General features: G+C 72.1%; 19 protein-coding genes. 14 read left to right on the forward strand and 5 right to left on the reverse strand.

Going from position 1 to position 22243, the window contains the following annotated elements:
• The first annotated feature begins 90 nt into the window (after window positions 1–90).
• The 8 genes from shc to D0Z67_RS24850 all read left to right on the forward strand — a co-directional run bounded on the left by shc (window position 91) and on the right by D0Z67_RS24850 (window position 9064).
• Window positions 91–2121, forward strand: a complete 2031-nt coding sequence (gene shc / locus D0Z67_RS24815) for a squalene--hopene cyclase (RefSeq protein ID WP_031183876.1) — start codon at window positions 91–93, stop codon at window positions 2119–2121.
• Complete coding sequence (locus D0Z67_RS24820) at window positions 2122–2763, forward strand: phosphorylase family protein (protein ID WP_031183875.1); 642 nt, start codon at window positions 2122–2124, stop codon at window positions 2761–2763.
• 5 nt (window positions 2764–2768) lie between these two features.
• Entirely contained in the window at window positions 2769–3791 is a 1023-nt protein-coding gene (hpnH, locus tag D0Z67_RS24825; protein WP_031183874.1) for an adenosyl-hopene transferase HpnH, read from the forward strand.
• Between the two features lie 4 nt (window positions 3792–3795).
• Window positions 3796–4929: a flavodoxin-dependent (E)-4-hydroxy-3-methylbut-2-enyl-diphosphate synthase gene (gene ispG / locus D0Z67_RS24830; protein ID WP_131589708.1), complete on the forward strand. Its 1134-nt coding sequence runs from the start codon at window positions 3796–3798 to the stop codon at window positions 4927–4929.
• Between the two features lie 34 nt (window positions 4930–4963).
• Entirely contained in the window at window positions 4964–6862 is a 1899-nt protein-coding gene (gene dxs / locus D0Z67_RS24835) for a 1-deoxy-D-xylulose-5-phosphate synthase (RefSeq protein WP_031181551.1), read from the forward strand.
• A complete protein-coding gene (locus tag D0Z67_RS24840) occupies window positions 6863–8248 on the forward strand; it encodes an aspartate aminotransferase family protein (RefSeq protein ID WP_031181550.1) in 1386 nt (461 codons plus the stop codon).
• Between the two features lie 73 nt (window positions 8249–8321).
• Entirely contained in the window at window positions 8322–8945 is a 624-nt protein-coding gene (locus D0Z67_RS24845; protein ID WP_031181549.1) for a helix-turn-helix domain-containing protein, read from the forward strand.
• Window positions 8942–9064: a DUF6126 family protein gene (locus D0Z67_RS24850; protein ID WP_037775127.1), complete on the forward strand. Its 123-nt coding sequence runs from the start codon at window positions 8942–8944 to the stop codon at window positions 9062–9064. Before D0Z67_RS24845 ends, D0Z67_RS24850 begins: the two co-directional genes overlap by 4 nt.
• 25 nt (window positions 9065–9089) lie before the next feature.
• Here D0Z67_RS24850 and D0Z67_RS24855 read toward each other — a convergent pair whose 3' ends face one another.
• Complete coding sequence (locus D0Z67_RS24855; protein WP_031181548.1) at window positions 9090–9887, reverse strand: tyrosine-protein phosphatase; 798 nt, start codon at window positions 9885–9887, stop codon at window positions 9090–9092.
• 261 nt (window positions 9888–10148) lie between these two features.
• On the opposite strand from D0Z67_RS24855, the gene D0Z67_RS24860 reads away from it, so the two are divergent.
• Window positions 10149–10934, forward strand: a complete 786-nt coding sequence (locus tag D0Z67_RS24860) for an SGNH/GDSL hydrolase family protein (protein WP_031181547.1) — start codon at window positions 10149–10151, stop codon at window positions 10932–10934.
• A 249-nt stretch (window positions 10935–11183) separates the two neighbouring features.
• Window positions 11184–12371 carry an MBL fold metallo-hydrolase gene (locus tag D0Z67_RS24865; RefSeq protein ID WP_031181546.1) on the forward strand — a complete coding sequence of 396 codons (1188 nt, stop codon included), beginning with the start codon at window positions 11184–11186 and terminating at the stop codon, window positions 12369–12371.
• Between the two features lie 69 nt (window positions 12372–12440).
• On the opposite strand, the gene D0Z67_RS24870 is transcribed toward D0Z67_RS24865, so the two are convergent.
• On the reverse strand, window positions 12441–12887 hold the full coding sequence (locus D0Z67_RS24870; protein WP_031181545.1) for an SRPBCC family protein: 447 nt from the start codon (window positions 12885–12887) through the stop codon (window positions 12441–12443).
• 34 nt (window positions 12888–12921) lie between these two features.
• On the reverse strand, window positions 12922–14847 hold the full coding sequence (locus D0Z67_RS24875) for a hypothetical protein (protein WP_051887740.1): 1926 nt from the start codon (window positions 14845–14847) through the stop codon (window positions 12922–12924).
• Window positions 14848–15305: 458 nt separating this feature from the next.
• On the opposite strand from D0Z67_RS24875, the gene D0Z67_RS24880 reads away from it, so the two are divergent.
• From D0Z67_RS24880 to D0Z67_RS24895, 4 genes are read left to right on the forward strand one after another with little or no spacing between them, the layout of a single operon-like run.
• A complete protein-coding gene (locus D0Z67_RS24880) occupies window positions 15306–16157 on the forward strand; it encodes an ABC transporter permease (protein ID WP_051887765.1) in 852 nt (283 codons plus the stop codon).
• A 37-nt stretch (window positions 16158–16194) separates the two neighbouring features.
• A complete protein-coding gene (locus tag D0Z67_RS24885; RefSeq protein ID WP_031181542.1) occupies window positions 16195–17250 on the forward strand; it encodes a taurine ABC transporter substrate-binding protein in 1056 nt (351 codons plus the stop codon).
• Window positions 17237–18043 (forward strand): ABC transporter ATP-binding protein, encoded by an 807-nt coding sequence (locus D0Z67_RS24890; protein WP_031181541.1) that lies wholly within the window; start codon window positions 17237–17239, stop codon window positions 18041–18043. Before D0Z67_RS24885 ends, D0Z67_RS24890 begins: the two co-directional genes overlap by 14 nt.
• 59 nt (window positions 18044–18102) lie before the next feature.
• Window positions 18103–18978, forward strand: a complete 876-nt coding sequence (locus tag D0Z67_RS24895) for a TauD/TfdA dioxygenase family protein (RefSeq protein WP_031181540.1) — start codon at window positions 18103–18105, stop codon at window positions 18976–18978.
• A 51-nt stretch (window positions 18979–19029) separates the two neighbouring features.
• On the opposite strand, the gene D0Z67_RS24900 is transcribed toward D0Z67_RS24895, so the two are convergent.
• Complete coding sequence (locus D0Z67_RS24900; RefSeq protein WP_234312777.1) at window positions 19030–21108, reverse strand: FAD/NAD(P)-binding protein; 2079 nt, start codon at window positions 21106–21108, stop codon at window positions 19030–19032.
• Window positions 21105–22094 (reverse strand): amino acid ABC transporter permease, encoded by a 990-nt coding sequence (locus D0Z67_RS24905; protein WP_031181538.1) that lies wholly within the window; start codon window positions 22092–22094, stop codon window positions 21105–21107. The genes D0Z67_RS24900 and D0Z67_RS24905 overlap by 4 nt, the downstream gene beginning before the upstream one ends.
• Window positions 22095–22243 lie beyond the last annotated feature (149 nt).

Below are 22243 nucleotides of genomic sequence, written 5' to 3' on the forward strand. Positions count from 1 at the left end.
GTCGCCGGCCGGTGCGACGCGATCAGCGGCACACCGGCCGACGGCGGACCCACAGCAGCACGACTCGAACGACTGCACAAAGGGGAAGCCATGACAGCGACGACCGACGGAAGCACCGGGGCCGCCATCCCGCCCCGCGCTGCCGCGGCCAGCGACACCGACAGCACCGACCCCCTGGCGGCCGGGGTACCCGAGGCCACCGAACGCGCCGTCGCGCGCGCCACCGAGTACCTGCTGGCCCTGCAGGACCCCGAGGGCTGGTGGAAGGGCGACCTGGAGACCAACGTCACCATGGACGCCGAGGACCTCCTGCTGCGCCAGTTCCTCGGCATCCGCGACGAGGCGACCACCCGCGCCGCCGCCCTGTTCATCCGGGGCGAGCAGCGCGAGGACGGCGCCTGGGCCACCTTCTACGGCGGACCCGGCGAACTGTCCGCCACCGTCGAGGCGTACGTCGCGCTGCGGCTCGCCGGTGACGCACCGGACGCCCCGCACATGGCGCGCGCCTCGGCCTGGGTGCGCGAGCGGGGCGGCATCGCCTCCGCCCGCGTCTTCACCCGGATCTGGCTCGCGCTGTTCGGCTGGTGGAAGTGGGAGGACCTGCCCGAACTCCCCCCGGAACTCATCTGGTTCCCCACCTGGCTGCCGCTCAACATCTATGACTTCGGCTGCTGGGCCCGGCAGACCATCGTGCCGCTGACCATCGTCTCGGCCAAGCGTCCGGTGCGCCCCGCGCCCTTCCCGCTCGACGAGCTGCACACCGACCCGGCGAACCCCAACCCGCCCAAACCGCTTGCCCCGCTGGCCAGTTGGGATGGCGCCTTCGAGCGGCTCGACCGGGTGGTGCACCGGCTGCGCGGGGCGGTACCGCGCCGGGTGCGCCGGGCCGCGATGAACGCGGCCGCCCGCTGGATCGTCGAACGCCAGGAGAACGACGGCTGCTGGGGCGGTATCCAGCCCCCGGCCGTGTACTCGGTCATCGCGCTGCATCTGATGGGCTACGACCTCAAACACCCGGTGATGCGGGCCGGGTTGGACTCGCTGGACCGGTTCGCGGTCTGGCGGGACGACGGGTCCCGGATGATCGAGGCGTGCCAGTCCCCGGTGTGGGACACCTGCCTCGCCGTCATCGCGCTGGCCGACGCCGGAGTCCCCGCCGATCACCCGAAGCTGCTCAAGGCGGCCGACTGGATGCTGGCCGAGGAGATCCGCCGGCCCGGCGACTGGTCCGTCAAGCGTCCCGAACTCCCGCCGGGCGGCTGGGCGTTCGAGTTCCACAACGACAACTACCCCGACATCGACGACACCGCCGAGGTCGCGCTGGCCCTGCGCCGGGTCAGTCATCCCGTCCCCGACCGGGTGGACGGGGCGATCGCGCGGGCCGTGCGCTGGAACTTCGGGATGCAGTCGAAGAACGGCGCCTGGGGCGCCTTCGACGTCGACAACACCAGCCCCTTCCCCAACCGGCTGCCGTTCTGCGACTTCGGCGAGGTCATCGACCCGCCGTCCGCCGATGTCACCGCGCACGTCGTGGAGATGATGGCGGCCGAGGGGCTCGCCCACGATCCGCGCACCCGGCGCGGCATCACCTGGCTGCTCGCCGAACAGGAGGCGGACGGCTCCTGGTTCGGCCGCTGGGGCGTCAACTACGTATACGGCACCGGCTCGGTGGTGCCCGCGCTGACGGCGGCCGGACTGCCCACCTCGCACCCCGCGATCCGCCGCGCCACGCACTGGCTCCAGCAGGCGCAGAACGACGACGGCGGCTGGGGCGAGGACCTGCGCTCGTACAAGTACGCCCGGGAGTGGAGCGGCCGGGGCGCCTCCACCGCCTCCCAGACCGCCTGGGCGCTGATGGCGCTGCTCGCGGCGGGGGAGCGGGACTCCGAGGCCGTCGAGCGCGGAGTGCGCTGGCTCACCGACACCCAGCGGGACGACGGCTCCTGGGACGAGCCGTACTTCACCGGCACCGGCTTCCCCTGGGACTTCTCCATCAACTACCACCTCTACCGGCAGGTGTTCCCGCTCACCGCGCTCGGCCGGTACCTGCACGGCGACCCCTTCGACAAGGCGCCGCTGGCCACCCGCAGAGGCGTCCGCGCCACGGCCGAAGGGAGCTGAATGAGATCCCGGCCCGCCTCGGCACCGCTGCTGATCGTCTGCGCGCTCGGCATCGAGCACCTCGCCCTGCGCACCGGCGACCGCGGCGGGGCCGGGGGACTGCCCGTCGTCCTGCGTACCGGCATGGGCCCCAGGGCGGCGGAGCGGTCCGTCGCCGAACGGCTCGCCGGTCCGGGGATGGCCGAGGCCGCCGTGCTGGCCACCGGCTTCTGCGCCGGGCTGGCACCGGGCATGCACCCCGGTGACCTGGTGGTCGCCGAGGAGACCCGTGACGCGCGGGGGACCGTCCCCTGCGCGGGCACCGACCTGCTGGTGAAGGAGCTGAGGCGCGCCGTCCCCGGCCGCACCGTCCACACCGGCCCTCTGACCGGCTCCGACCACGTGGTCCGTGGCCCGGAGCGGTCCGCTCTGCTGTCGACCGGCGCGATCGCGGTCGACATGGAATCGGCGGCCACCCTGCGCACCGCCGTCGGCACGGGCGACCGCCCGGTTGCGGCCGTACGGGTGGTCGTGGACGCTCCTGAACATGAACTTGTCCGGATCGGAACGGTACGCGGTGGAATATCGGCCTTCCGCGTCCTTCGTTCCGTTCTTCCCGCGTTTTTCGAATGGCACCGTTCCTTGCCGCTCCCCCGGAGGTGAGCCAGATGGCCATGCCGTTGCGTCAGTCCATCAAGGTCGCTACATACCTGGCCGAACAGAAGCTCCGCAAGCGGGACAAGTTCCCGCTGATCGTCGAGCTGGAACCGCTGTTCGCCTGCAACCTCAAGTGCGAGGGCTGCGGGAAGATCCAGCACCCCGCCGGGGTGCTCAAGCAGCGCATGCCGGTCGCCCAGGCGGTGGGCGCGGTGCTGGAGTCCGGTGCGCCCATGGTGTCCATCGCCGGCGGTGAGCCGCTGATGCACCCGCAGATCGACGAGATCGTGCGCCAGCTCGTCGCCAAGCGCAAATACGTCTTCCTGTGCACCAACGCCATGCTGCTGCGCAAGAAGATGGACAAGTTCACCCCCTCCCCGTACTTCGCGTTCGCGGTGCACATCGACGGGCTGCGCGAGCGGCACGACGAGTCCGTGGCCAAGGAGGGCGTGTTCGACGAGGCGGTGGCGGCGATCAAGGAGGCCAAGCAGCGCGGCTTCCGGGTCACCACCAACTCGACCTTCTTCAACACCGACACCCCGCAGACCATCGTCGAGGTGCTGAACTTCCTCAACGACGACCTGGAGGTGGACGAGATGATGATCTCGCCCGCCTACGCCTACGAGAAGGCGCCCGACCAGGAGCACTTCCTCGGCGTCGAGCAGACCCGCGAGCTGTTCAAGAAGGCGTTCTCCGGCGGCAACCGCAGGCGGTGGCGGCTCAACCACTCCCCACTGTTCCTGGACTTCCTCGAGGGCAAGGTCGACTTCCCCTGCACCGCCTGGGCCATCCCGAACTACTCCCTCTTCGGCTGGCAGCGCCCCTGCTACCTGATGAGCGACGGGTACGTGCCGACCTACCGCGAGCTGGTCGAGGACACCGACTGGGACAAGTACGGCCGGGGCAAGGACCCGCGCTGCGCCAACTGCATGGCGCACTGCGGCTACGAGCCGACCGCCGTCCTCGCCACCATGGGCTCCCTGAAGGAGTCGCTGCGGGCCATGCGCGAGACCGTCTCCGGAAACCGGGAGTGAGGCCATGAGCGCCGTCTCCCTGGGCGTCCCCGAGGTACCGGCCCGCCCTGGCGCCACCCGCCGGGTGTCGCGGCAGATCCAGGTGGGTCCGGTGCCGGTCGGGGGCGGGGCGCCCGTGTCGGTGCAGTCGATGACGACGACGCGTACGTCGGACATCGGGTCGACGTTGCAGCAGATCGCGGAGCTGACGGCGTCGGGCTGCCAGATCGTGCGGGTGGCCTGTCCGACGCAGGACGACGCGGACGCGTTGGCGACCATCGCGCGGAAGTCGCAAATTCCGGTGATCGCGGACATTCACTTCCAGCCGAAGTACGTGTTCGCCGCGATCGAGGCGGGCTGTGCGGCGGTCCGTGTGAACCCGGGCAACATCAAGCAGTTCGACGACAAGGTCCGGGAGATCGCCAAGGCGGCCAGGGACCACGGCACCCCGATCCGGATCGGCGTGAACGCGGGCTCGCTGGACCGCCGCCTGCTCCAGAAGTACGGCAAGGCCACCCCGGAGGCGCTGGTCGAGTCCGCCCTCTGGGAGGCGTCCCTCTTCGAGGAGCACGACTTCCGGGACATCAAGATCTCGGTGAAGCACAACGACCCGGTCGTGATGATCGAGGCGTACCGGCAGCTCGCCGCCCAGTGCGACTACCCGCTCCACCTCGGCGTGACCGAGGCGGGTCCGGCGTTCCAGGGCACGATCAAGTCGGCCGTCGCCTTCGGCGCGCTGCTCTCCGAGGGCATCGGTGACACCATCCGTGTCTCGCTGTCGGCGCCGCCGGTGGAGGAGGTCAAGGTCGGCAACCAGATCCTGGAGTCGCTGAACCTGAGGCAGCGCGGGCTGGAGATCGTGTCCTGCCCGTCCTGCGGGCGCGCACAGGTCGACGTCTACAAGCTGGCCGAGGAAGTCACGGCGGGCCTGACCGGCATGGAGGTCCCGCTCCGTGTCGCCGTCATGGGCTGCGTCGTGAACGGCCCCGGCGAGGCCCGCGAGGCCGACCTCGGCGTGGCCTCCGGCAACGGCAAGGGGCAGATCTTCGTGAAGGGCGAGGTCATCAAGACCGTCCCCGAGTCGAAGATCGTGGAGACCCTCATCGAGGAGGCCATGCGGCTCGCCCAGGAGACCGGCGCCGCTGATCAGGTGAGTTGAGTCAGAGCACGGCACGGACCGAGAGGGGGCCGGCGTGACGATTCTGGAGAGCATCCGGGGACCACGCGACCTGAAGGCGCTGTCGCAGGAAGACTTGGGCGAACTGTCCGGTGAGGTACGCGAGTTCCTGGTGGAGGCGGTGTCCAGGACCGGGGGGCACCTCGGCCCCAACCTGGGCGTGGTGGAACTGACCATCGCCCTGCACCGGGTCTTCGAGTCCCCGACGGACCGCATCGTCTGGGACACCGGACACCAGAGCTATGTGCACAAGCTGCTGACGGGACGTCAGGACTTCAGCAAGCTGCGCGGCAAGGGCGGCCTGTCCGGCTATCCCTCGCGGGAGGAGTCCGAGCACGACATCGTGGAGAACAGTCACGCCTCCACCTCCCTCGGCTGGGCCGACGGCCTCGCCAAGGCGCACCAGGTGCTCGGGGAGCGCGGGCATGTCGTCGCGGTCGTCGGGGACGGCGCGCTGACCGGCGGTATGGCATGGGAGGCGCTGAACAACATCGCCGCCGCCAAGGACCGCCCGCTGATCATCGTCGTCAACGACAACGAGCGGTCCTACGCGCCCACCATCGGCGGCCTCGCCAACCACCTCGCCACCCTGCGCACCACCGACGGCTACGAACAGGTCCTCGCCTGGGGCAAGGAGGCGCTCCAGCGCACCCCGGTCGTGGGCGGCCTGCTGTACGAGGCCGCGCACGGAGCCAAGAAGGGGTTCAAGGACGCCTTCGCCCCGCAGGGCATGTTCGAGGACCTGGGGCTGAAGTACGTGGGCCCCATCGACGGGCACGACATCGGCGCCGTCGAGTCCGCGCTGCGCCGGGCCAAGCGGTTCCACGGGCCGGTGCTGGTGCACTGCCTCACCGAGAAGGGGCGCGGATATCCGCCGGCCCTGGCGCACGAGGAGGACCACTTCCACACCGTGGGCGTGATGGACCCGCTGACCTGCGCCCCGCTCAGCCCCGTCGGCGGGCCCTCGTGGACCTCGGTGTTCGGCGAGGAGATCGTCCGGATCGGGGAGGAGCGCGAGGACGTCGTCGCCATCACGGCGGCCATGCTGCACCCGGTCGGCCTCGGCCCGTTCGCCGCGCGCTTCCCCGACCGGGTCTGGGACGTCGGGATCGCCGAGCAGCACGCGGCCGTCTCCGCGGCGGGCCTGGCCACCGGGGGAGCGCACCCGGTCGTCGCCGTCTACGCGACCTTCCTGAACCGCGCCTTCGACCAGCTGCTGATGGACGTGGCCCTGCACCGCTGCGGGGTGACCTTCGTACTCGACCGGGCCGGGGTCACCGGCGTCGACGGCGCCTCGCACAACGGCATGTGGGACATGTCCATCCTCCAGGTCGTCCCCGGCCTCAGGATCGCCGCCCCACGCGACGCGGCCCAGCTCCGCGCCCAACTGCGCGAGGCGGTCGCCGTGGACGACGCGCCCACCCTGATCCGCTTCCCCAAGGAGTCCGTCGGCCCCGAGATCCCCGCCCTCGGCCACATCGGCGGCATGGACGTGCTCCACCGGGACGACGAGCCCGGCGTACTCCTCGTCGCCGTCGGCGTGATGGCGCCGGTCTGCCTCCAGGTCGCCTCGCTCCTCGGCGCCCGGGGCATCGACTGCACGGTGGTGGACCCGCGTTGGGTCAAGCCCGTCGACCCCGCCCTGCCCGAACTCGCCGCCCGGCACCGGCTCGTGGCCGTTGTCGAGGACAACTCCCGTGCGGCGGGCGTGGGTTCGGCGGTGGCGCTGGCCCTCGGGGACGCCGATGTGGACGTGCCCGTACGGCGGTTCGGCATCCCGGACCAGTTCCTCGCGCACGCCAAGCGGAGCGAGGTGCTGGCCGACATCGGTCTCACGCCGGTGGAGATCGCCGGGCGGATCAGTGCGAGCCTCGCCGTCCAGGACGCCGGCGCCCGGCAGAACCAGGAGAGCTGAATGAGCACGGAGTTCGACCTCGGAGCCCTCCTCGCCGCGCGTGGAGCCGAGCGCTACGACCTGCACACGCGCCATCTCAACCCCCAACTCCCGCGCATGCTGCACACCATCGGCTTCGACAAGGTCTACGAACGCGCCGAGGGCGCCCACTTCTTCGACGCCGAGGGCAACGACTACCTCGACATGCTCGCCGGGTTCGGCGTGATGGGCCTCGGGCGGCACCACCCCGTCGTGCGCAAGGCCCTGCACGACGTGCTCGACCTGAACCTCGCCGACCTCACCCGCTTCGACTGCCAGCCGCTGCCCGGCCTGCTCGCCGAGCGCCTGCTGGCCCACAGCCCGCACCTGGACCGGGTGTTCTTCGGCAACAGCGGCACCGAGGCCGTCGAGACCGCGCTGAAGTTCGCCCGCTTCGCCACCGGCCGCCCCCGCGTCCTGTACTGCGACCACGCCTTCCACGGCCTCACCACCGGCTCCCTGTCGGTCAACGGCGAGAACGGCTTCCGTGACGGCTTCGCCCCGCTGCTCCCCGACACCGCCGTACCGCTCGGCGATCTCGACGCGCTGGCAAGGGAGTTGAAGAACGGCGACGTCGCCGCGCTCATCGTCGAACCGATCCAGGGCAAGGGCGTGCACGAGAGCCCGCCCGGGTATCTCCGCGCCGCGCAGGAGCTGTTGCACCGGCACAAGGCGCTGCTCATCGCCGACGAGGTGCAGACCGGGCTCGGCCGTACCGGCGACTTCTACGCCTACCAGCACGAGGACGGCGTCGAGCCCGATCTGGTGTGCGTCGCCAAGTCGCTCTCCGGCGGCTATGTCCCGGTCAGCGCCACGCTGGGCAAGGACTGGATCTTCAAGAAGGTCTACTCGTCCATGGACCGGGTCCTGGTGCACTCCGCGAGCTTCGGTGCCAACGCCCAGGCCATGGCGGCCGGGCTCGCGGTGCTGTCCGTCATGGAGGACGAGCAGATCGTCGCCCGCGCCCGGACCATGGGCGAGCTGCTGAAGTCCCGGCTGGCCGCGCTCATCGGGAAGTACGAGCTGCTGGCAGACGTGCGCGGGCGGGGGCTGATGATCGGCATCGAGTTCGGGCGCCCCGACTCGCTGAAGCTGCGCGGCCGCTGGACCATGCTCCAGGCCGCCCGCAAGGGGCTGTTCGCGCAGATGGTCGTCGTCCCGCTGCTCCAGCGGCACCGGATTCTCACCCAGGTCTCCGGCGACCACCTGGAGGTGATCAAGCTGATCCCGCCGCTGGTGATCGACGAGGCGGACGTGGAGCGGTTCGTGGACGCCTTCACCGCCGTCATGGACGACGCGCACAGCGGGGGCGGGCTGATGTGGGACTTCGGGCGGACCCTGATCAAGCAGGCGGTCGCCGGACGCTGACCAGTTACTCCGGGCTTTTTGCCTCTGAGGCAAGAAGATTGCCCGACAGGCAAAAGTCGGGCTCAATGGAGGCATGAACGCCTCCGAAGCGGCCTCTCCGGCGGGCCAGGGCGACGACCTGCCCGCCGTGGCGCCGCAACTGCGCGCCCTGCGCCGCCGGGCCGGCCTCACCCTGGAGGCCGCGGCCGGGTCCGCCGGGCTCTCCCCGGCGCACCTCTCCCGGCTGGAGACCGGGCACCGCCAGCCCTCGCTGCCGATGCTCCTGGCCCTCGCCCGTATCTACGGTACGACGGTCTCCGACCTGCTCGGTGAGACGGCCGCCGACCGGGACGCCATCGTGCGCGCCGCCGACATGGAACCCACCCGCGCCGCCGGCTGGACCTACTTCCAGGCCGGCGCCCCCGGCCGCGGCATGCAGGCCCTGCGGGTCCGGGTGCCCTACCGCGCCCAGGGCGACATCGTGCGCGTCCACCCCGGCGAGGAGTGGCTGTACGTCCTCAGCGGCCGGCTGCGGCTGCGCCTCGGGGACGGCGCGCACCTGCTCGCCCCCGGGGACAGCGCCCACTTCGACTCGCTGACCCCGCACCGCCTCAACGCCGACGACCCGGGCGGCGTGGAGCTGCTGTTCGTCCACACCCTGCTGCAGAGCCCCACGGCCACCCTGTGCCTGGGCCATCCGACCGGAGAGCCGTCATGAGTGACATGGAAGAGAAGCTGCCGCGCTCCCTGTGGGTCCGGCTCGTCGTGTACGTCGCCCTCGGCCACGTCCTGGCCGCCTTCCTGTTCCTGCTGTTCTCGCTGGGCGCCAAGAGCTGACGGCCGTGGCGCCCCGCACAGCGGGTCAGTCGACCAGGCGCTCGCGCAGCCGCTCCCGCGCCTGGTCCGAGAGCCTCAGCCCCCGCTCCAGGTAGGCGTCCACCCCGCCCCAGGTGTCCTCGATGCTGTCGAAGGCCGCCGCCAGGTACTCCGCGCGGGCGTCGAACAGCGGGCTCAGCAGCTCCATCACCTCGGGCGTGTACGCGCCGGCCTGGTCACCGCTGCGGCGGACCTTGTAGCGCCGGTGCTTGGCGTTGGACTCCAGGTAGTCGGCGGTGATCGCGTCCCGCTCCACGCCCACCGCCAGCAGCGTCACCGCCACCGAGATACCGGCGCGGTCCTTGCCGGCCGCGCAGTGCATCAGCGCGGGCACGCTGTCCTCGGCCAGCGCGTGCAGCACGCGGGAGTGCTCGGCGGTGCGCTCGGTGACGATCCGCCGGTACGACTCGATCATGCGGCCCGCGGCCTTGCCGTCCGACAGGATCTCCCGCAGCTGGTCCAGGTCGCCGTCGCGCACCATCCGCCAGAACTCGGCACCGTCGGCCGGGTCGCTCAGCGGCACGTTCACATTGCGCACGCCGGGCAGCTCGACGTCGGGACCCTCCAGGCGCTGGTCGGCCGAATTCCGGAAGTCGAAGACCGTGTGCAGGCCCAGGGAGGAGAGGAAGGCCGCGTCCTCCTCGGTCGCGTGCGCCAGATGTCCGCTGCGGAACAGCACCCCGTGCCGCACCTTGCGGCCGTCCACCGTCGGAAGGCCGCCCACGTCACGGAAGTTGCGGACGGCGGACAGCTCGGGTTCGGTCGACGGGACCTGCTGCGTCACGGGTGCTCCTTGAGGGCTCCGCCCCGCCACGCGGCTCGTCGACGGGCGCACCGCTGACGATACGACATCGGATTTCCGCCACTGAGACCCCGTGATCGCCCGTTCAACAGGGTGGCCGCCGGTGCTATTCCACGATTGGCAAATTCTTTAAGCGTGGCTTATCTCACCGTCCGTCAACCCCTGCTTACGGTCGCGTAGGTCACATCCCGGGGTGAATCATGGTCCGACGTGGCAGACGATATGGAGAATGACAACAGGACAGTGATCGGGTCGTACGTGGCGGTGGGGGACAGCTTCACCGAAGGCGTCGGCGACCCCGGCCCCGACGGGGCGTTCGTCGGCTGGGCCGACCGGCTCGCGGTGCTCCTCGCCGACCGGCGCCCCGAAGGCGACTTCAGGTACACCAACCTCGCGGTGCGGGGGAAGCTGCTCGACCAGATCGCGGCTGACCAGGTGCCCAGGGCGGCGGCGCTCGCCCCGGACCTCGTGTCCATCTGCGCGGGGGGCAACGACATCATCCGCCCCGGCACCGACCCGGACGAGACGGCCGAGCGCTTCGAACGCGCCGTGGCCCAGCTCGCGGCGGGCGCCGGCACCGTGCTGGTGGCGACCGGCTTCGACACCCGCGGCGTCCCGCTGCTGAAGCATCTGCGCGGCAAGATCGCCACGTACAACGGGCATGTACGGGCCATCGCCGACCGGTACAACTGCCCCGTGCTCGACCTGTGGTCCCTGAAGTCCGTGCAGGACCGCCGGGCGTGGGACCTCGACCGGCTGCATCTCTCGCCCGAGGGTCACACCCGGGTCGCGCTGCGCGCGGGCCAGGCACTCGGCCTGGAGATCCCGGCCGACCCCGAGCAGGAGTGGCCGGTGCTGCCGCCGCGCGGCACGCTGGAGATCCGGCGCGACGACGTGCACTGGGCGCGTACGCATCTGGTGCCGTGGATCGGGCGCCGGCTGCGCGGCGAGTCCTCCGGGGACCATGTGGTGGCCAAGGGCGCGCTGTCGCCGAGCGACATCAGGATGCGGATCGCGTCGGTGGCGTGAGGTTCGCCGCCGTCCCTGCGACGTGGGGGCGGCGGAACCCGCTTTCATCGTCCGGACGTCGCCTGGACGTCGTCCGGACGCAACGGGGGCGACCCCGCCCGGTGGGGTGAATCCGGAACACTGTTCGGGAACAGTGAGGGCCGCGTGGGCGTTGGGACTTGTGGCCGGGCTCGCCGGCCCTCGGCGGCTCGGGGCCGCCGTAGTCGCCGTCGACCATGGAGCCCTTGAGCGACTCCATCTGGAGGTACCGTGTCCGGTCTGCGTTCCCTGAGCTCCGGGCTCCGCGCGCTACAGCCCGAAGCCTTCGGCGCGGAACCGAGCGGTGAGCGCCTGGCCCGCATCCAGCGCTCCCCGCACTTCAAGGACGGCGTCTTCCAGAACCCCGGCGGCACCGCCCGTACCCGGCCCTCCGGCTCCACGCTGGACCTCGCCAAGGCGTTCTTCGACAAGGACACCCGTCCCGTCCGCGCTCCGCAGGGCACGATCCCGGTGCACCCCACCACGGTGGCCGATCTGGCCAAGCCGCCGGTGAGCGGCGTGCGGGTGACATGGCTCGGACATTCCAGCGTGCTGGTGGAGATCGACGGGCGCCGGGTGCTGTTCGACCCGGTCTGGGGTGAGCGCTGTTCGCCGTTCCCCTTCGCCGGGCCCAAGCGGCTGCACCCCGCCCCGCTGCCGCTGGCCGCGCTCGGCCCGGTCGACGTGGTGGTCATCTCCCACGACCACTACGACCACCTGGACCTGCCCACCATCAAGGCGCTGGCCGGCACGGACACCCTGTTCGCCGTCCCGCTGGGCGTGGGCGCGCACTTGGAGCACTGGGGAGTGTCCCCGGACCGGCTGCGCGAGCTGGACTGGCACGAATCGACCGAGGTCGGCGGGGTGACGCTGACCGCGACCCCGGCCCGCCACTTCTGCGGGCGCGGCCTGCGCAACACCCAGCACACCCTCTGGGCCTCCTGGGTCGTCGCGGGCGAGCGGCACCGCGTCTACCACAGCGGCGACACCGGCTACTTCGACGGCTTCAAGGACATCGGCGCGGCCCACGGCCCCTTCGACATCACGATGATCCAGATCGGCGCTTACAGCCCCTACTGGCCCGACATCCACATGACCCCCGAGGAGGGCGTCCGCGCCCACCTCGACCTCCAGTCCGACACCCCCCACGGCGTCCTCCTCCCCATCCACTGGGGCACCTTCAACCTCGCGATGCACCCCTGGGCGGAACCGGGCGAGTGGACGAAGGAAGCAGGCGAAGCGGCCGGCCAGACCGTGGCCTCCCCCCGCCCGGGCGAGCCCTTCGAACCGGGCGGGCGGGTGCCGACGGACACGTGGTGGAGGTCGGTCTCCGGGCCGATCGCGCGCCCGTGGGACGCGCAGGAGCCGGTGGCGCCCCCGGAGCGGCGCAGCGACGACCTCAACTACAGCGGCTCGTAGAGAAGTCCAAGCGGGCCCCCTCCGAACGGTCGTCAGAAACCGTACGGAGGGGGCCCTTTGGCGTTGCCCTCAACTCGACGGCACCGCCGACTCGATCGCCCTCGGCATCGTGTGGGTGATTTCGTCGCCGAGGCGTTCGAACTCGTTGCGGAGGAAGGGGTCGGCGAGGCGGGCGAGGCCGTGGAACTGGATGGTGGCGTCGTAGGTGATCTCGGTGCCGTCGGGGGTGGGGCGGAGGGTGATGTCGTCGGTGGAGGTCGCTGTCTTGTTGGTGCCGGTGAAGGTGAGGCGGTCCTCGGAGCGGTGGTCGAGGCGGTACTCGAGTTCGGTGCTGCGGCCACGGAACTCGGAGACGTTGTGCCAGGTGGCGCCCTCGGCGGGGGTGCCCGTGCCGCTGGTGCGGGCGCACTCCTGGGTGCCGGGGTCCCAGTCCACGGCGTTCGCGAAGTCGGCCAGGTAGGCGTTCACCGCGGGCAGGGGGCGGGGGACGGTGAAGGAACGTCGGACGTGGACCATGATCGATCTCCAGAGGTCGGGCAGCGGGTCGCCGCTAGGGCCGGGTACCCCCGGACGGCCCGGAACCGACCTCCGGCAGCGTTTCGCCCGAGGTCAGCCTGGCCCGGACCTGGGTGGAGGCGTCCTTGGGTGCCCGTACCGCCAGGGTGTGGCCGTCGCGGGTGGCGCGCACGTCGCCGGTGAGGGCGAGCGAGGTGATGTGGCGGCTGCCCGCCGCCAGGACGTACCAGTGTCCGCGCGGGGACTTCCAGTGCGTCCGCGCCACCACGTGCCGGCCGAACCTGCTGCACACGGCCGTCGACCGCACCCGCGTCACCACCTGCGCGTCCTCGCCCGGCCGGCGCAGGGAGACGGTGATGTTCCCCGGACCCTGCCAGGTGTCCGCCCGCGCGCAGGTCCACACGGCGTGGCCCCCGCCGTCCGGGAGGTCCTGCTCGGCGAAGTCCCAGGCGTTGACCGCCCGCACCCCCGGGCCGCCCGCCGAGTCCAGGTCGCAGCCCGTCTGCCCCCACGCCACCAGCGCGGCCGGCCCGGTGGCCTCGCGCGGCTGCCTGGCGGGCGGGGAGCCATGGCCCGGCAGCGGGGTGTACGTCAGATGCGCGGGCGTGAGTCCGCCGAGGTCGGCCAGGAGGAACGCGTGGTGCTCGGCGATCGCCGGGGACGAGCGCAACTGGAGCGCCGGACGACGCCCGCAGCCGCCGCCCGTCCACCGGGGCACCGGCGCGGTGACCCCGTCCCGCGCCACCGAGAGGGGCCGCGCGGGGGAGTCCGGCCTGGTCAGATCGCGTACCGAGGACTCCGCCACCCACGGCGCCAGCAGATACCGCACCGCGCCGCCCCGCTCGTCCAGCACCACGGCCGCGGCGGTCGTCACGTCGGCGTCGTCCACGCGGGCCAGACTGAGCCGCTCACCGGTGCCCGACTCGGCGTACCGCACCAGGCGTTGGCCGTCGTGGAACACCACCACCGCGTGCCCGCCCACCGACCCGGCGTACAGCAGGCGCGGCGCGCGCGGCGGGGGATCGGCCGGGGTGCCGGGGGCGCGGTCGACCCGCGTGCCGGACGGCGGGTCGGCCCAGACGGCCAGCGCCCGGTCCAGCAGCGCGCGGTCGCGCACCCGGTCCCCGCGCGCGGGCCAGGCGGTGAAGTCCACCCGCGAGGTGTCCGCCCACTCACCGGGCCCGACCCTGACCAGATCGGCCGACCGGGGCTTGCGCGCCGACGTCTCGGACGTGTCCGGCGCCGAGTGCGTGACGGCTGCCAGGCCGCCCACCGTGAGGGCGCCCGCCAGCACGGCGAGCGCGGCCAGCCGCACCCGGCGCCGGCGGCGGACCAGATCGGTGGGGCGGGCGCGCAGGGTGCAGGCGTCGAACTCGTCCGAGGTGAGCACCGCCCCGGCCGCCGCGCCCAGCGAGGCGTCGAGCCGGGCCGCCTGCCGTACCGCCACCTGGGCGTTCGCCACCCCGGCCGCCTCCAGGACCCCGCGCGCGTGGTCGGCGGTGAGGCCCTCCACACGGAGGAGGACGAAGGCGGCGCGGGCCGGGGCGGAGAGGTCGGAGAGGGCCTGGCCGAGCGCCATCTCCTCGGCCCCGCCCGAGCGCGGCGCCAGCCGCAGCCCGAGCACCACCGGCAGCCGGGGCACCAGCAGCCGGGGCGGCCGCGTCCCCTCCGGCCACAGCCGGGGCCGTCGGCACTGGGCCAGCGCCCCGCGCACCACCGCCACCCGCAGCGACCGGTCCGGGTCGGCCCCTGGCACACGGGGCGCCGGTACGGCGGGCGTTGCGTCGGGCAGGCTGCGCTGCACCAGGGAGTGCGCGGCGAGCACCCGGCGGTGCCGGCCGAGGGAGGCCGGGAGGACGAGGTAGGCGAGGCGGACCAGCTCGGTGTACCGCTCGGCGAGTCTGCGCTCGGCGTGCAGCAGGCGGCCGTGCGGGGAACGACTGAGCGAGGACAGGACCATCGGGCGACTGCCTTCCGTGACCGGGGGCGTTCGGAGCTGGTGCTACGGCAAACGAGTGAACGCCGCTCGGGTCACCGTGCGTCTCGGCGGCCCTGTCCAGGCAGAGCGTTTCTCCCGACGGCCTCTCGTGGTGTCCCGTCGCACCCTCGTTCTCACCCTGTGGTCCACTTCGTGGACACCTCTTGGTGGTCAGGCCCGGCTGGGGTAGAAAAGGGCCCCATGAATCCCATGCCGCTGGTGCGACGCCTGGTCATCGACCTGTGCCGACGCCCGGCCGCGTGTTGTCGCTGACCGCCGCTGTCCGCGCGTCTCTGACGGTCCGCTTCGCCCGGTGAGGTGACCCGGCGCGGTCTCCCGGCGAGTTGTGTCTCGCAGGATCGATAACTCCCGCTGCGCAGGCGGCACTTCGCCATACCCGTTCATCCCCGTCACGAGGCCCATGGAGGCCGCCCGTGTCCATTTCCCTGCGCCCGGAGAAGGCCGACCCGCTCCCGGCCGCCGCCGCACCCCGCCCCGCCCGCTCCTCAAGTGCCGTGAAACGCGCGGCACTTCCACTCGGCTCGCTCGTCCTCTTCCTCCTCCTGTGGCAGCTCCTCGCGGTGAGCGGCACCTGGAGCGAGACACTGGTGCCGCCGCCGGCCAAGGTGTGGCGGGCCTTCATCGACGTGTCGACCACGCACGACGGGGTCCGGGGCTACAACGGCACCTATCTGATCGAGCACTTGGACATCAGCCTGCGCCGCATCGCGTTCGGCGCCGGTATCGGCATCGTCGCCGGGGTGGTGTTCGGGCTGCTGATGGGCACCGCCGGCTGGGTGCGCTCGCTGTTCGAGCCCTGGATCACCTTCCTGCGCACCCTGCCCCCGCTGGCGTACTTCTCCCTGCTGATCATCTGGCTCGGCATCAACGAGGAGCCCAAGATCACCCTGCTGGCCGTGGCCGCGTTCCCGCCGGTCGCCGTCTCCACCACCGCGGCCGTGGCCGCCGTACCGAAGGCGCTCACCGAAGCCGCCCGCGCACTCGGCGCCTCGCGCTGGGACGTCGTACGGGACGTGGTCATCCCCTCCGCCCTGCCGGAGACGCTGACCGGTGTCCGGCTGGCCGTCGGGGTCGCCTACTCCTCCCTGGTGGCCGCCGAGTTGGTCAACGGACTGCCCGGCATCGGCGGCATGGTCAAGGACGCCGCCAACTACAACAACACCCCGGTCGTGCTCGTCGGCATCATCGCCATCGGCATCTCCGGCCTGATCATCGACGGCCTGCTGCTACGCCTGGAACGGGCCGTCGTGCCCTGGCGTGGCCGCACCTGAGACACCTTCCAACTCCCGCTAGAGAAACGGCACTTCCATGTCCCACGCTCCGCTCCGCCCGTCCCGCCGCCAGCTGCTCGCGGGGGCGCTCGCCGTCGCCGCCACCGCGGCGGTCACCGGCTGCTCCACCGACAGCTCCGCCTCGGGCTCCGGCTCCGGCAAACGGCTGCGCATCGGCTATTTCGCCTTTCCCAGCGGCGACTTGATCGTGAAGAACAGAAAGCTGCTGGAGAAGGCGCTGCCGGACCACACCGTCACCTGGATCAAGTTCGACTCCGGGGCCAGCGTCAACCAGGCGTTCCTCGGCAAGTCCCTCGACATCGCCGCGCTCGGGTCGAGCCCGTTCGCGCGCGGGATATCCGGGTCCTCGCCGATCCCGTACAAGGTCGCCTGGATCCTCGACGTGGCAGGGGAGAACGAGGCGCTGCTGGCGCGGAAGAGCACCGGTATCTCCGACGTGGCCGGGCTGAAGGGGCGTACCGTCGCCACGCCGTTCGCGTCGACCTCGCACTACAGCCTGCTGGCCGCGCTGGACAAGGCCGGGCTGAAGCCGTCCGACGTCAAGCTGATCGACCTCCAGCCGCAGGCGATCCTCGCCGCCTGGCAGCGGGGCGACATCGACGCCGCGTACGTCTGGCTGCCGACGCTGGACGAGCTGCGCAAGACGGGGAAGCAGCTCACCAGCAGCAAGCAGGTGGCCGGTTCGGGCAAGCCGACGCTGGATCTCGCCGTCGTCTCGGACGAGTTGATCGCCCGCGACCCGAAGGCGATCGACGCCTGGCGCAAGGCCGAGGCGGAGGCGCTGCGGCTGCTGAAGTCCGACCACGAGGGGTCGGTGAAGGCGGTCGCGGCCGAGCTGAACATCAGCGCCGCCGACGCCCGCGCCCAGCTCGCGCAGGGCGTGTTCCTCACCCCGGAGCAGGTGACCTCCGCCGAGTGGCTGGGCACCGACGGCAAGCCCGGCAAGCTGCTGACGTACGTCGGCGACACCGGCCGCTTCCTGGCCGGCCAGAAGCAGATCGACGCGGCGCCCTCCGCGGCCTCCGTCGAGAAGGCGTTCTACCTCAAGGGGCTGCCCGATGTCCTCAAGTGAGCTGACGGAGAAGAAGGTTGAGCCGGACGCGGTCGCGGGCGGTGCCGTCCGGCTCGATCGGGTCACCCATCGGTACGGCGCCGTGACCGCCGTCGGCCCGGTCGATCTCACCGTGCCCACCGGGGAGTTCCTCGTCCTGGTCGGCGCCTCCGGCTGCGGCAAGAGCACCCTGCTGCGGCTGATCGCCGGGTTCGAGCGGCCCAGCGAGGGCACGGTGAAGGTCTCCGGCACCGACCCCCGCCCCGGCGACACGGCGGGGGTGGTGTTCCAGACACCGAGGCTCTTCCCGTGGCGTACCGTGCGCGGAAACCTCGACCTGGCTCTCCGGTACGCGGGCGTCGAACGTGCCCAATGGCCGCAGCGACGGGCCGAGTTGCTGGCGCGGGTCGGTCTGGAGGGCACCGAGGAGCGCCGGGTCTGGGAGATCTCCGGCGGCCAGCAGCAGCGCGTCGCCATCGCCCGCGCGCTCGCCGCCGAGAACCCGCTGCTGCTGCTCGACGAGCCGTTCGCCGCGCTGGACGCGCTCACCCGGGAGCGGCTCCAGGAGGACGTACGCCGGATGGCCGCCCAGGCGGGGCGCACCACGGTGTTCGTGACGCACTCGGCCGAGGAGGCGGTGTTCCTCGGCTCCCGGATCGTGGTACTGACCAAGAGCCCGGGGACCGTCGCGCTCGACCTGCCGATCACCCTGCCGCGCGGTGAGGTGGACGCCGAAGCACTGCGCGGCTCACCGGAGTTCGGGGAACTGCGGGCCGAGGTGGCGCACGCCGTCAAGAGCGCCGCCGCGGCCTGACCGCCGTACGCGACAAGAATCGAGGTCCCGGACGGGGCCCTACCGGAAAGGACACCTGTATGAGCATCCTCAGCGACCGGCCCGTGGCGACGCGGCTGCCGCTCACCGAGCTGGGCCCGAACATCGGCGCCGAGATCGACGGCATCGAGCTGGCCCACCTGGACGACGACGGCGTGCTCGCGCTCCGCGAGGCCCTGGTGCGCCACAAGGTCCTCTTCGTACGGGGACAGCATCTGCTCGACGACGCCGGGCAGATCGAGCTGGGCCGCCGGCTGGGCGAGGTCACGGTCGGGCACCCGGTGCACGACTCCGGCGACGTGGCGCCCGAGGTGTACGCGCTGGACAGCCAGGACAACGGGTTCGCCGACGTGTGGCACACCGACGTCACCTTCGTGCCGCGTCCGCCCGCCATCTCCGTGCTGCGCGCGGTGGTGCTGCCGCCCACCGGGGGAGACACCAACTGGGCCGACAGCCAGGCCGCGTACGAGTCGCTGTCGCCGGGGCTGCGGGCGCACATCGACACCCTCACCGCCGTGCACGACGGCTCCCGCGAGTTCGGGTACTACCTTGCCCAGCGCCGCCAGGGGAAGGGCAACCTGTGGGAGGGCGAGGTGTTCACGCAGCTCACCCCGGTGGAGCATCCGGTGGTGCGGGTGCACCCGGAGAGCGGGCGCAAGGGGCTGTTCGTGAACCCCGGCTTCACCTCGCACATCGTCGGCGTCTCCGAGCACGAGAGCCGGGGCCTGCTCGACATTCTCTACGCACACCTCACCAAGCCGGAACATGTGGTCCGGCACCGGTGGCAGCCGGGTGACGTGGCCCTGTGGGACAACCGCAGCACCTCGCACTACGCCAACCGCGACTACGGAGACCAGCACCGGGTGATGCACCGGATCACCCTGCGCGGGGACATCCCGGTGGGGCCGGGGGCGTAAGCGCACGGGGAGGGGGCTGGCCGGTCGTGGTCCGGGCAGCCCCCTCGTACGTCAGGTACCGACCCGCGCGCAGTCGACCGGTTTCGCCACATCGGCCTCCGGCATATGGGCCTCGGCCACATGGGTCTCGGCCACATGTGGCTCCCGCACATGTGGCCCGTGCCCTCCCACATGTGGCTCCCGCACATGTGGTCCTCCCACATGTGGCTCCCATCCCGCGTCCAGCGCCCGCAGCACCGCCCTCGCCACCGTGTCGTTCTGCCGGAAGGCGGGCGCGTTGGTGCGTGGGCGGGCGAAGGCGGCGATGGCCCGGCTGTCGGTCGGTGCGCCCAGGGCGATCCGGCGCGGGTGCGGCCGGCCCAGGCCGGGGTCGATCAGATGGCCGTCGGCGAGGGACACGGTGATCCGCCCGGACCGGTGCCGGTGCGTGTCGTCGACGACCACCTCCTCCGCCAGCGCCCCGGCGCGGTGCAGGTGCCGCAGCAGCGGGTCCTCGGTGCGGTCCAGGTTCGGACCCGGCAGATATGCCTCGATCAGCGCGGTCGCGTGCACGGTGTGCCCCGGCACCGTGGGACTGGTCGCCGTGAAGGTGCCGGTGGCCTCGTCCGTACCGACCCTGATGTCCGCGCCGAGGAAGCGCACCACACCGGCGCGTGACAGCGCGTCCAGCTCGCGCAGCCGGAAGCCGGGCGGACCGGAGGCGAGGAAGTTGAAGAACCCCTGCCACCAGCCGTCCAGCCCGTCCGCCAGCGAGCGTGCCGTCAGCCGTCCGGAGGCGACCAGGCCGGGCAACTGGCCGTACAGGGAGAGCAGCGCCAGGAACGCGCCCAGGTCGGCGCTGTGCTCCGGGTCCTCGCGGCGGGCCAGGTCCTCGCGGAAGTAGGCGCGCAGGTGCTCCTGGAAGGCGTCCGGGGTGTCGAAGACGAGCCCGTCCAGCGGCCGGTCCAGCGTCTCGAAGTCCAGCCGGTCGGCCGGCTCGGGCACAGCGGTGGCCACCAGCCCGGCCAACTGTGCCGAATACCAGCCGAATTGGTCGTAGGCGGCCAGGAACTCCGGCCAGGGCATGGCGGTGCGCTCGGGGTGGGCGTGGAACAGCTCGTGGTAGTGGCCGAACCCGATCTCCTTGGCCATCAGCGGCCACACATCGCGCCGCAGGTCCAGCGGCTCGCCCCCGGCGGTCAGCGCGTCGACCGCCTCCGGGCCGAAGTAGCGGGGGAGTGGCGGCCGGGGTCCCTGGAGCTGGTAGCCGGTCTTGGCGTGGTACGGCACCCCGCGCCGCGACCCGACGTGCAGCACGGGTTCGCGGCCCGAGGGCAGGTAGGTCAGCGTGCCGTCCGGCTCGGTCCGGTAGGCGCCGCCCCGGCCCTCGGTGAGCAGCACCGTCAGGTCGACGAACGCCAGCCCGAAGCCGCGCAGCACGACGTCCTCACCGGGCCGCAGCCCCGACAGATCGGCGTCGGCGGAGAAGGCGGGCGGCAGATGGAAGCGCCCGTGCCGGCGGGCGAAGTCGGTGTGAACCCGGTGCGCCGGTGCGGGAGTCGAGTCCAGATGCCCCTGGGTCAGTATCACCAGGTCGGCGCGGAGCGGGGTGCTGCGGCCGGCCAGCCGGACCTCCTGGGGGCCGTCCGCCGGGCCGGTGACCGAGGTCGCGGTGGTGCGGTGCCACTCGACGGTGACCGTGGGCGGCAGATCGGCCAGCGCCCGCCGGAACACCCAGTCCAGATAGGCGCTTTGGGCGCGCCGGGTCGGGAAGCCGGCCGGGACCAGGGTGCGGAGTTCGGCGAGCACCTCCGGGTCGGCCGGCTCCGCGTACGGGGCGAAGCGCGGCGCGTCCGGCGCGGCGAACTGGGCGGCCCACTCGGCCAGCGAGGGACCCGGGCGCACCGGGCCGTCCACGGTGGAGCTCTCGTCGGTGAACATGGTGACGTCCTCGGCCATGGAGTTCATCCGCAGCAGCGACGACTGTTCGTCCCGCCAGACCCGGCCCGGACCGGGCGGATGGGGGTCCACCAGATGGACGCGCAACTCATGTGCGCCGGACCAGAGTTCGGGTGCGTTGGCGCCGATGCGCTCCAGCAGTCCGGTGGCGCGCGGTCCCGCGCCGACGATCACCAGGGTGCGGGTGCTCACCGGTCACCGCCGAGGGAGGCGCGGCGGGTCCGGGCACGCAGCACGGTCAGCCAGGGGCCGAGCCGGGCGAGCGGGGCGGGCGCCTGGTCGCGGGCCGCGCCCCGCCCGTAGTACCGCTCGACGTGGTACTGGCCCACGCTGAGCACGGAGGTCACCACGATGTACCAGACGGTGGCGACCAGCAGCAGCGGGATGACCTGATAGGTCCGGTTGTAGATCAACTGGACCGAGAACAGCAGGTCGTGGACGGCCAGCACGCTGACGATGCTGGTGCCCTTCAGGGTGCCGATCAGCATGTTCCCGGCCGTCGGCACGATGGAGCGCATCGCCTGGGGCACGACGATCCGGCGCAGGGTGCGCACTCTGCCGAGGCCCAGCGCCTGCGCCGCCTCGGTCTGCCCGGCGTCCACGGAGAGGATGCCGCCCCGGATCACCTCGGCCGCGTACGCCGTCTCGTGCAGAGTGAGGCCGATCAGCGCGGTCAGGGTCGGCCCGAGCAAGTTCACGGTCTTGACGGTGACGAACTCGGGGCCGAACGGGATGCCGACGCCGAGCGTCGGGTACAGCGCGCCGATGTTGAACCAGAACAGCAGCTGCACCAGCAGCGGGGTCGAGCGGAAGATCCACACATAGCCCCAGCTCAGGGTGCGCAGCACGGGGTTGGCGGAGAGGCGGAGCACCGCGATGCCGGTGCCGAGCAGGAACGCCAGCACCATCACGGCGGCCGTCAGCCACAGGGTGAGCAGCAGCCCGTCGAGCACGGCGGCGGTGGTGAAGTACTGCCCCACCGCCTGCCACTGGAAGGCGTCGTTGCGCACCACGGAGTTCAGCACCATGGCCAGGACCAGCAGCGCGACGGCCGCGGCGATCCAGCGGCCCAGGTGCCGGCGCGGCACGATCCGGGGCAGCTCGGCGTCGTCGGAGGGCGGCGCGGCCGCCGGGGGCTTCAGCAGGGAAGGGGAGGTGACATCGGAAGGCGTGGCCATCGGTAGACGCTCCGGGAGGGAGGTGCGGACGTGGGCGACCGTCCGGTGGCACACGTACTCGCGTACGGTGCGGCCGGTGGCCTGCGTCGTCACGTGCCGCGTCCCTCAACGCGACCGGAGGAGCCCGCCGCGTGGCAGGCCCGTCCGCC

Source organism: Streptomyces seoulensis, assembly GCF_004328625.1.
Classification (GTDB): Bacteria; Actinomycetota; Actinomycetes; order Streptomycetales; family Streptomycetaceae; genus Streptomyces; species Streptomyces seoulensis.

What these genes read in the sequence shown, in the direction of transcription:
- D0Z67_RS24890 (WP_031181541.1), top strand. Translation starts at nt 17,237, where the DNA reads ATGTCCTCAAGTGAGCTGACGGAGAAGAAGGTTGAGCCGGACGCGGTC.
- D0Z67_RS24840 (WP_031181550.1), top strand. Translation starts at nt 6,863, where the DNA reads ATGAGCACGGAGTTCGACCTCGGAGCCCTCCTCGCCGCGCGTGGAGCC.
- D0Z67_RS24845 (WP_031181549.1), top strand. Translation starts at nt 8,322, where the DNA reads ATGAACGCCTCCGAAGCGGCCTCTCCGGCGGGCCAGGGCGACGACCTG.
- D0Z67_RS24905 (WP_031181538.1), bottom strand. Translation starts at nt 22,094, where the DNA reads ATGGCCACGCCTTCCGATGTCACCTCCCCTTCCCTGCTGAAGCCCCCG.
- hpnH (WP_031183874.1), top strand. Translation starts at nt 2,769, where the DNA reads ATGGCCATGCCGTTGCGTCAGTCCATCAAGGTCGCTACATACCTGGCC.
- D0Z67_RS24895 (WP_031181540.1), top strand. Translation starts at nt 18,103, where the DNA reads ATGAGCATCCTCAGCGACCGGCCCGTGGCGACGCGGCTGCCGCTCACC.
- shc (WP_031183876.1), top strand. Translation starts at nt 91, where the DNA reads ATGACAGCGACGACCGACGGAAGCACCGGGGCCGCCATCCCGCCCCGC.
- D0Z67_RS24885 (WP_031181542.1), top strand. Translation starts at nt 16,195, where the DNA reads ATGTCCCACGCTCCGCTCCGCCCGTCCCGCCGCCAGCTGCTCGCGGGG.
- D0Z67_RS24820 (WP_031183875.1), top strand. Translation starts at nt 2,122, where the DNA reads ATGAGATCCCGGCCCGCCTCGGCACCGCTGCTGATCGTCTGCGCGCTC.
- D0Z67_RS24870 (WP_031181545.1), bottom strand. Translation starts at nt 12,887, where the DNA reads ATGGTCCACGTCCGACGTTCCTTCACCGTCCCCCGCCCCCTGCCCGCG.
- ispG (WP_131589708.1), top strand. Translation starts at nt 3,796, where the DNA reads ATGAGCGCCGTCTCCCTGGGCGTCCCCGAGGTACCGGCCCGCCCTGGC.
- D0Z67_RS24850 (WP_037775127.1), top strand. Translation starts at nt 8,942, where the DNA reads ATGAGTGACATGGAAGAGAAGCTGCCGCGCTCCCTGTGGGTCCGGCTC.
- D0Z67_RS24875 (WP_051887740.1), bottom strand. Translation starts at nt 14,847, where the DNA reads ATGGTCCTGTCCTCGCTCAGTCGTTCCCCGCACGGCCGCCTGCTGCAC.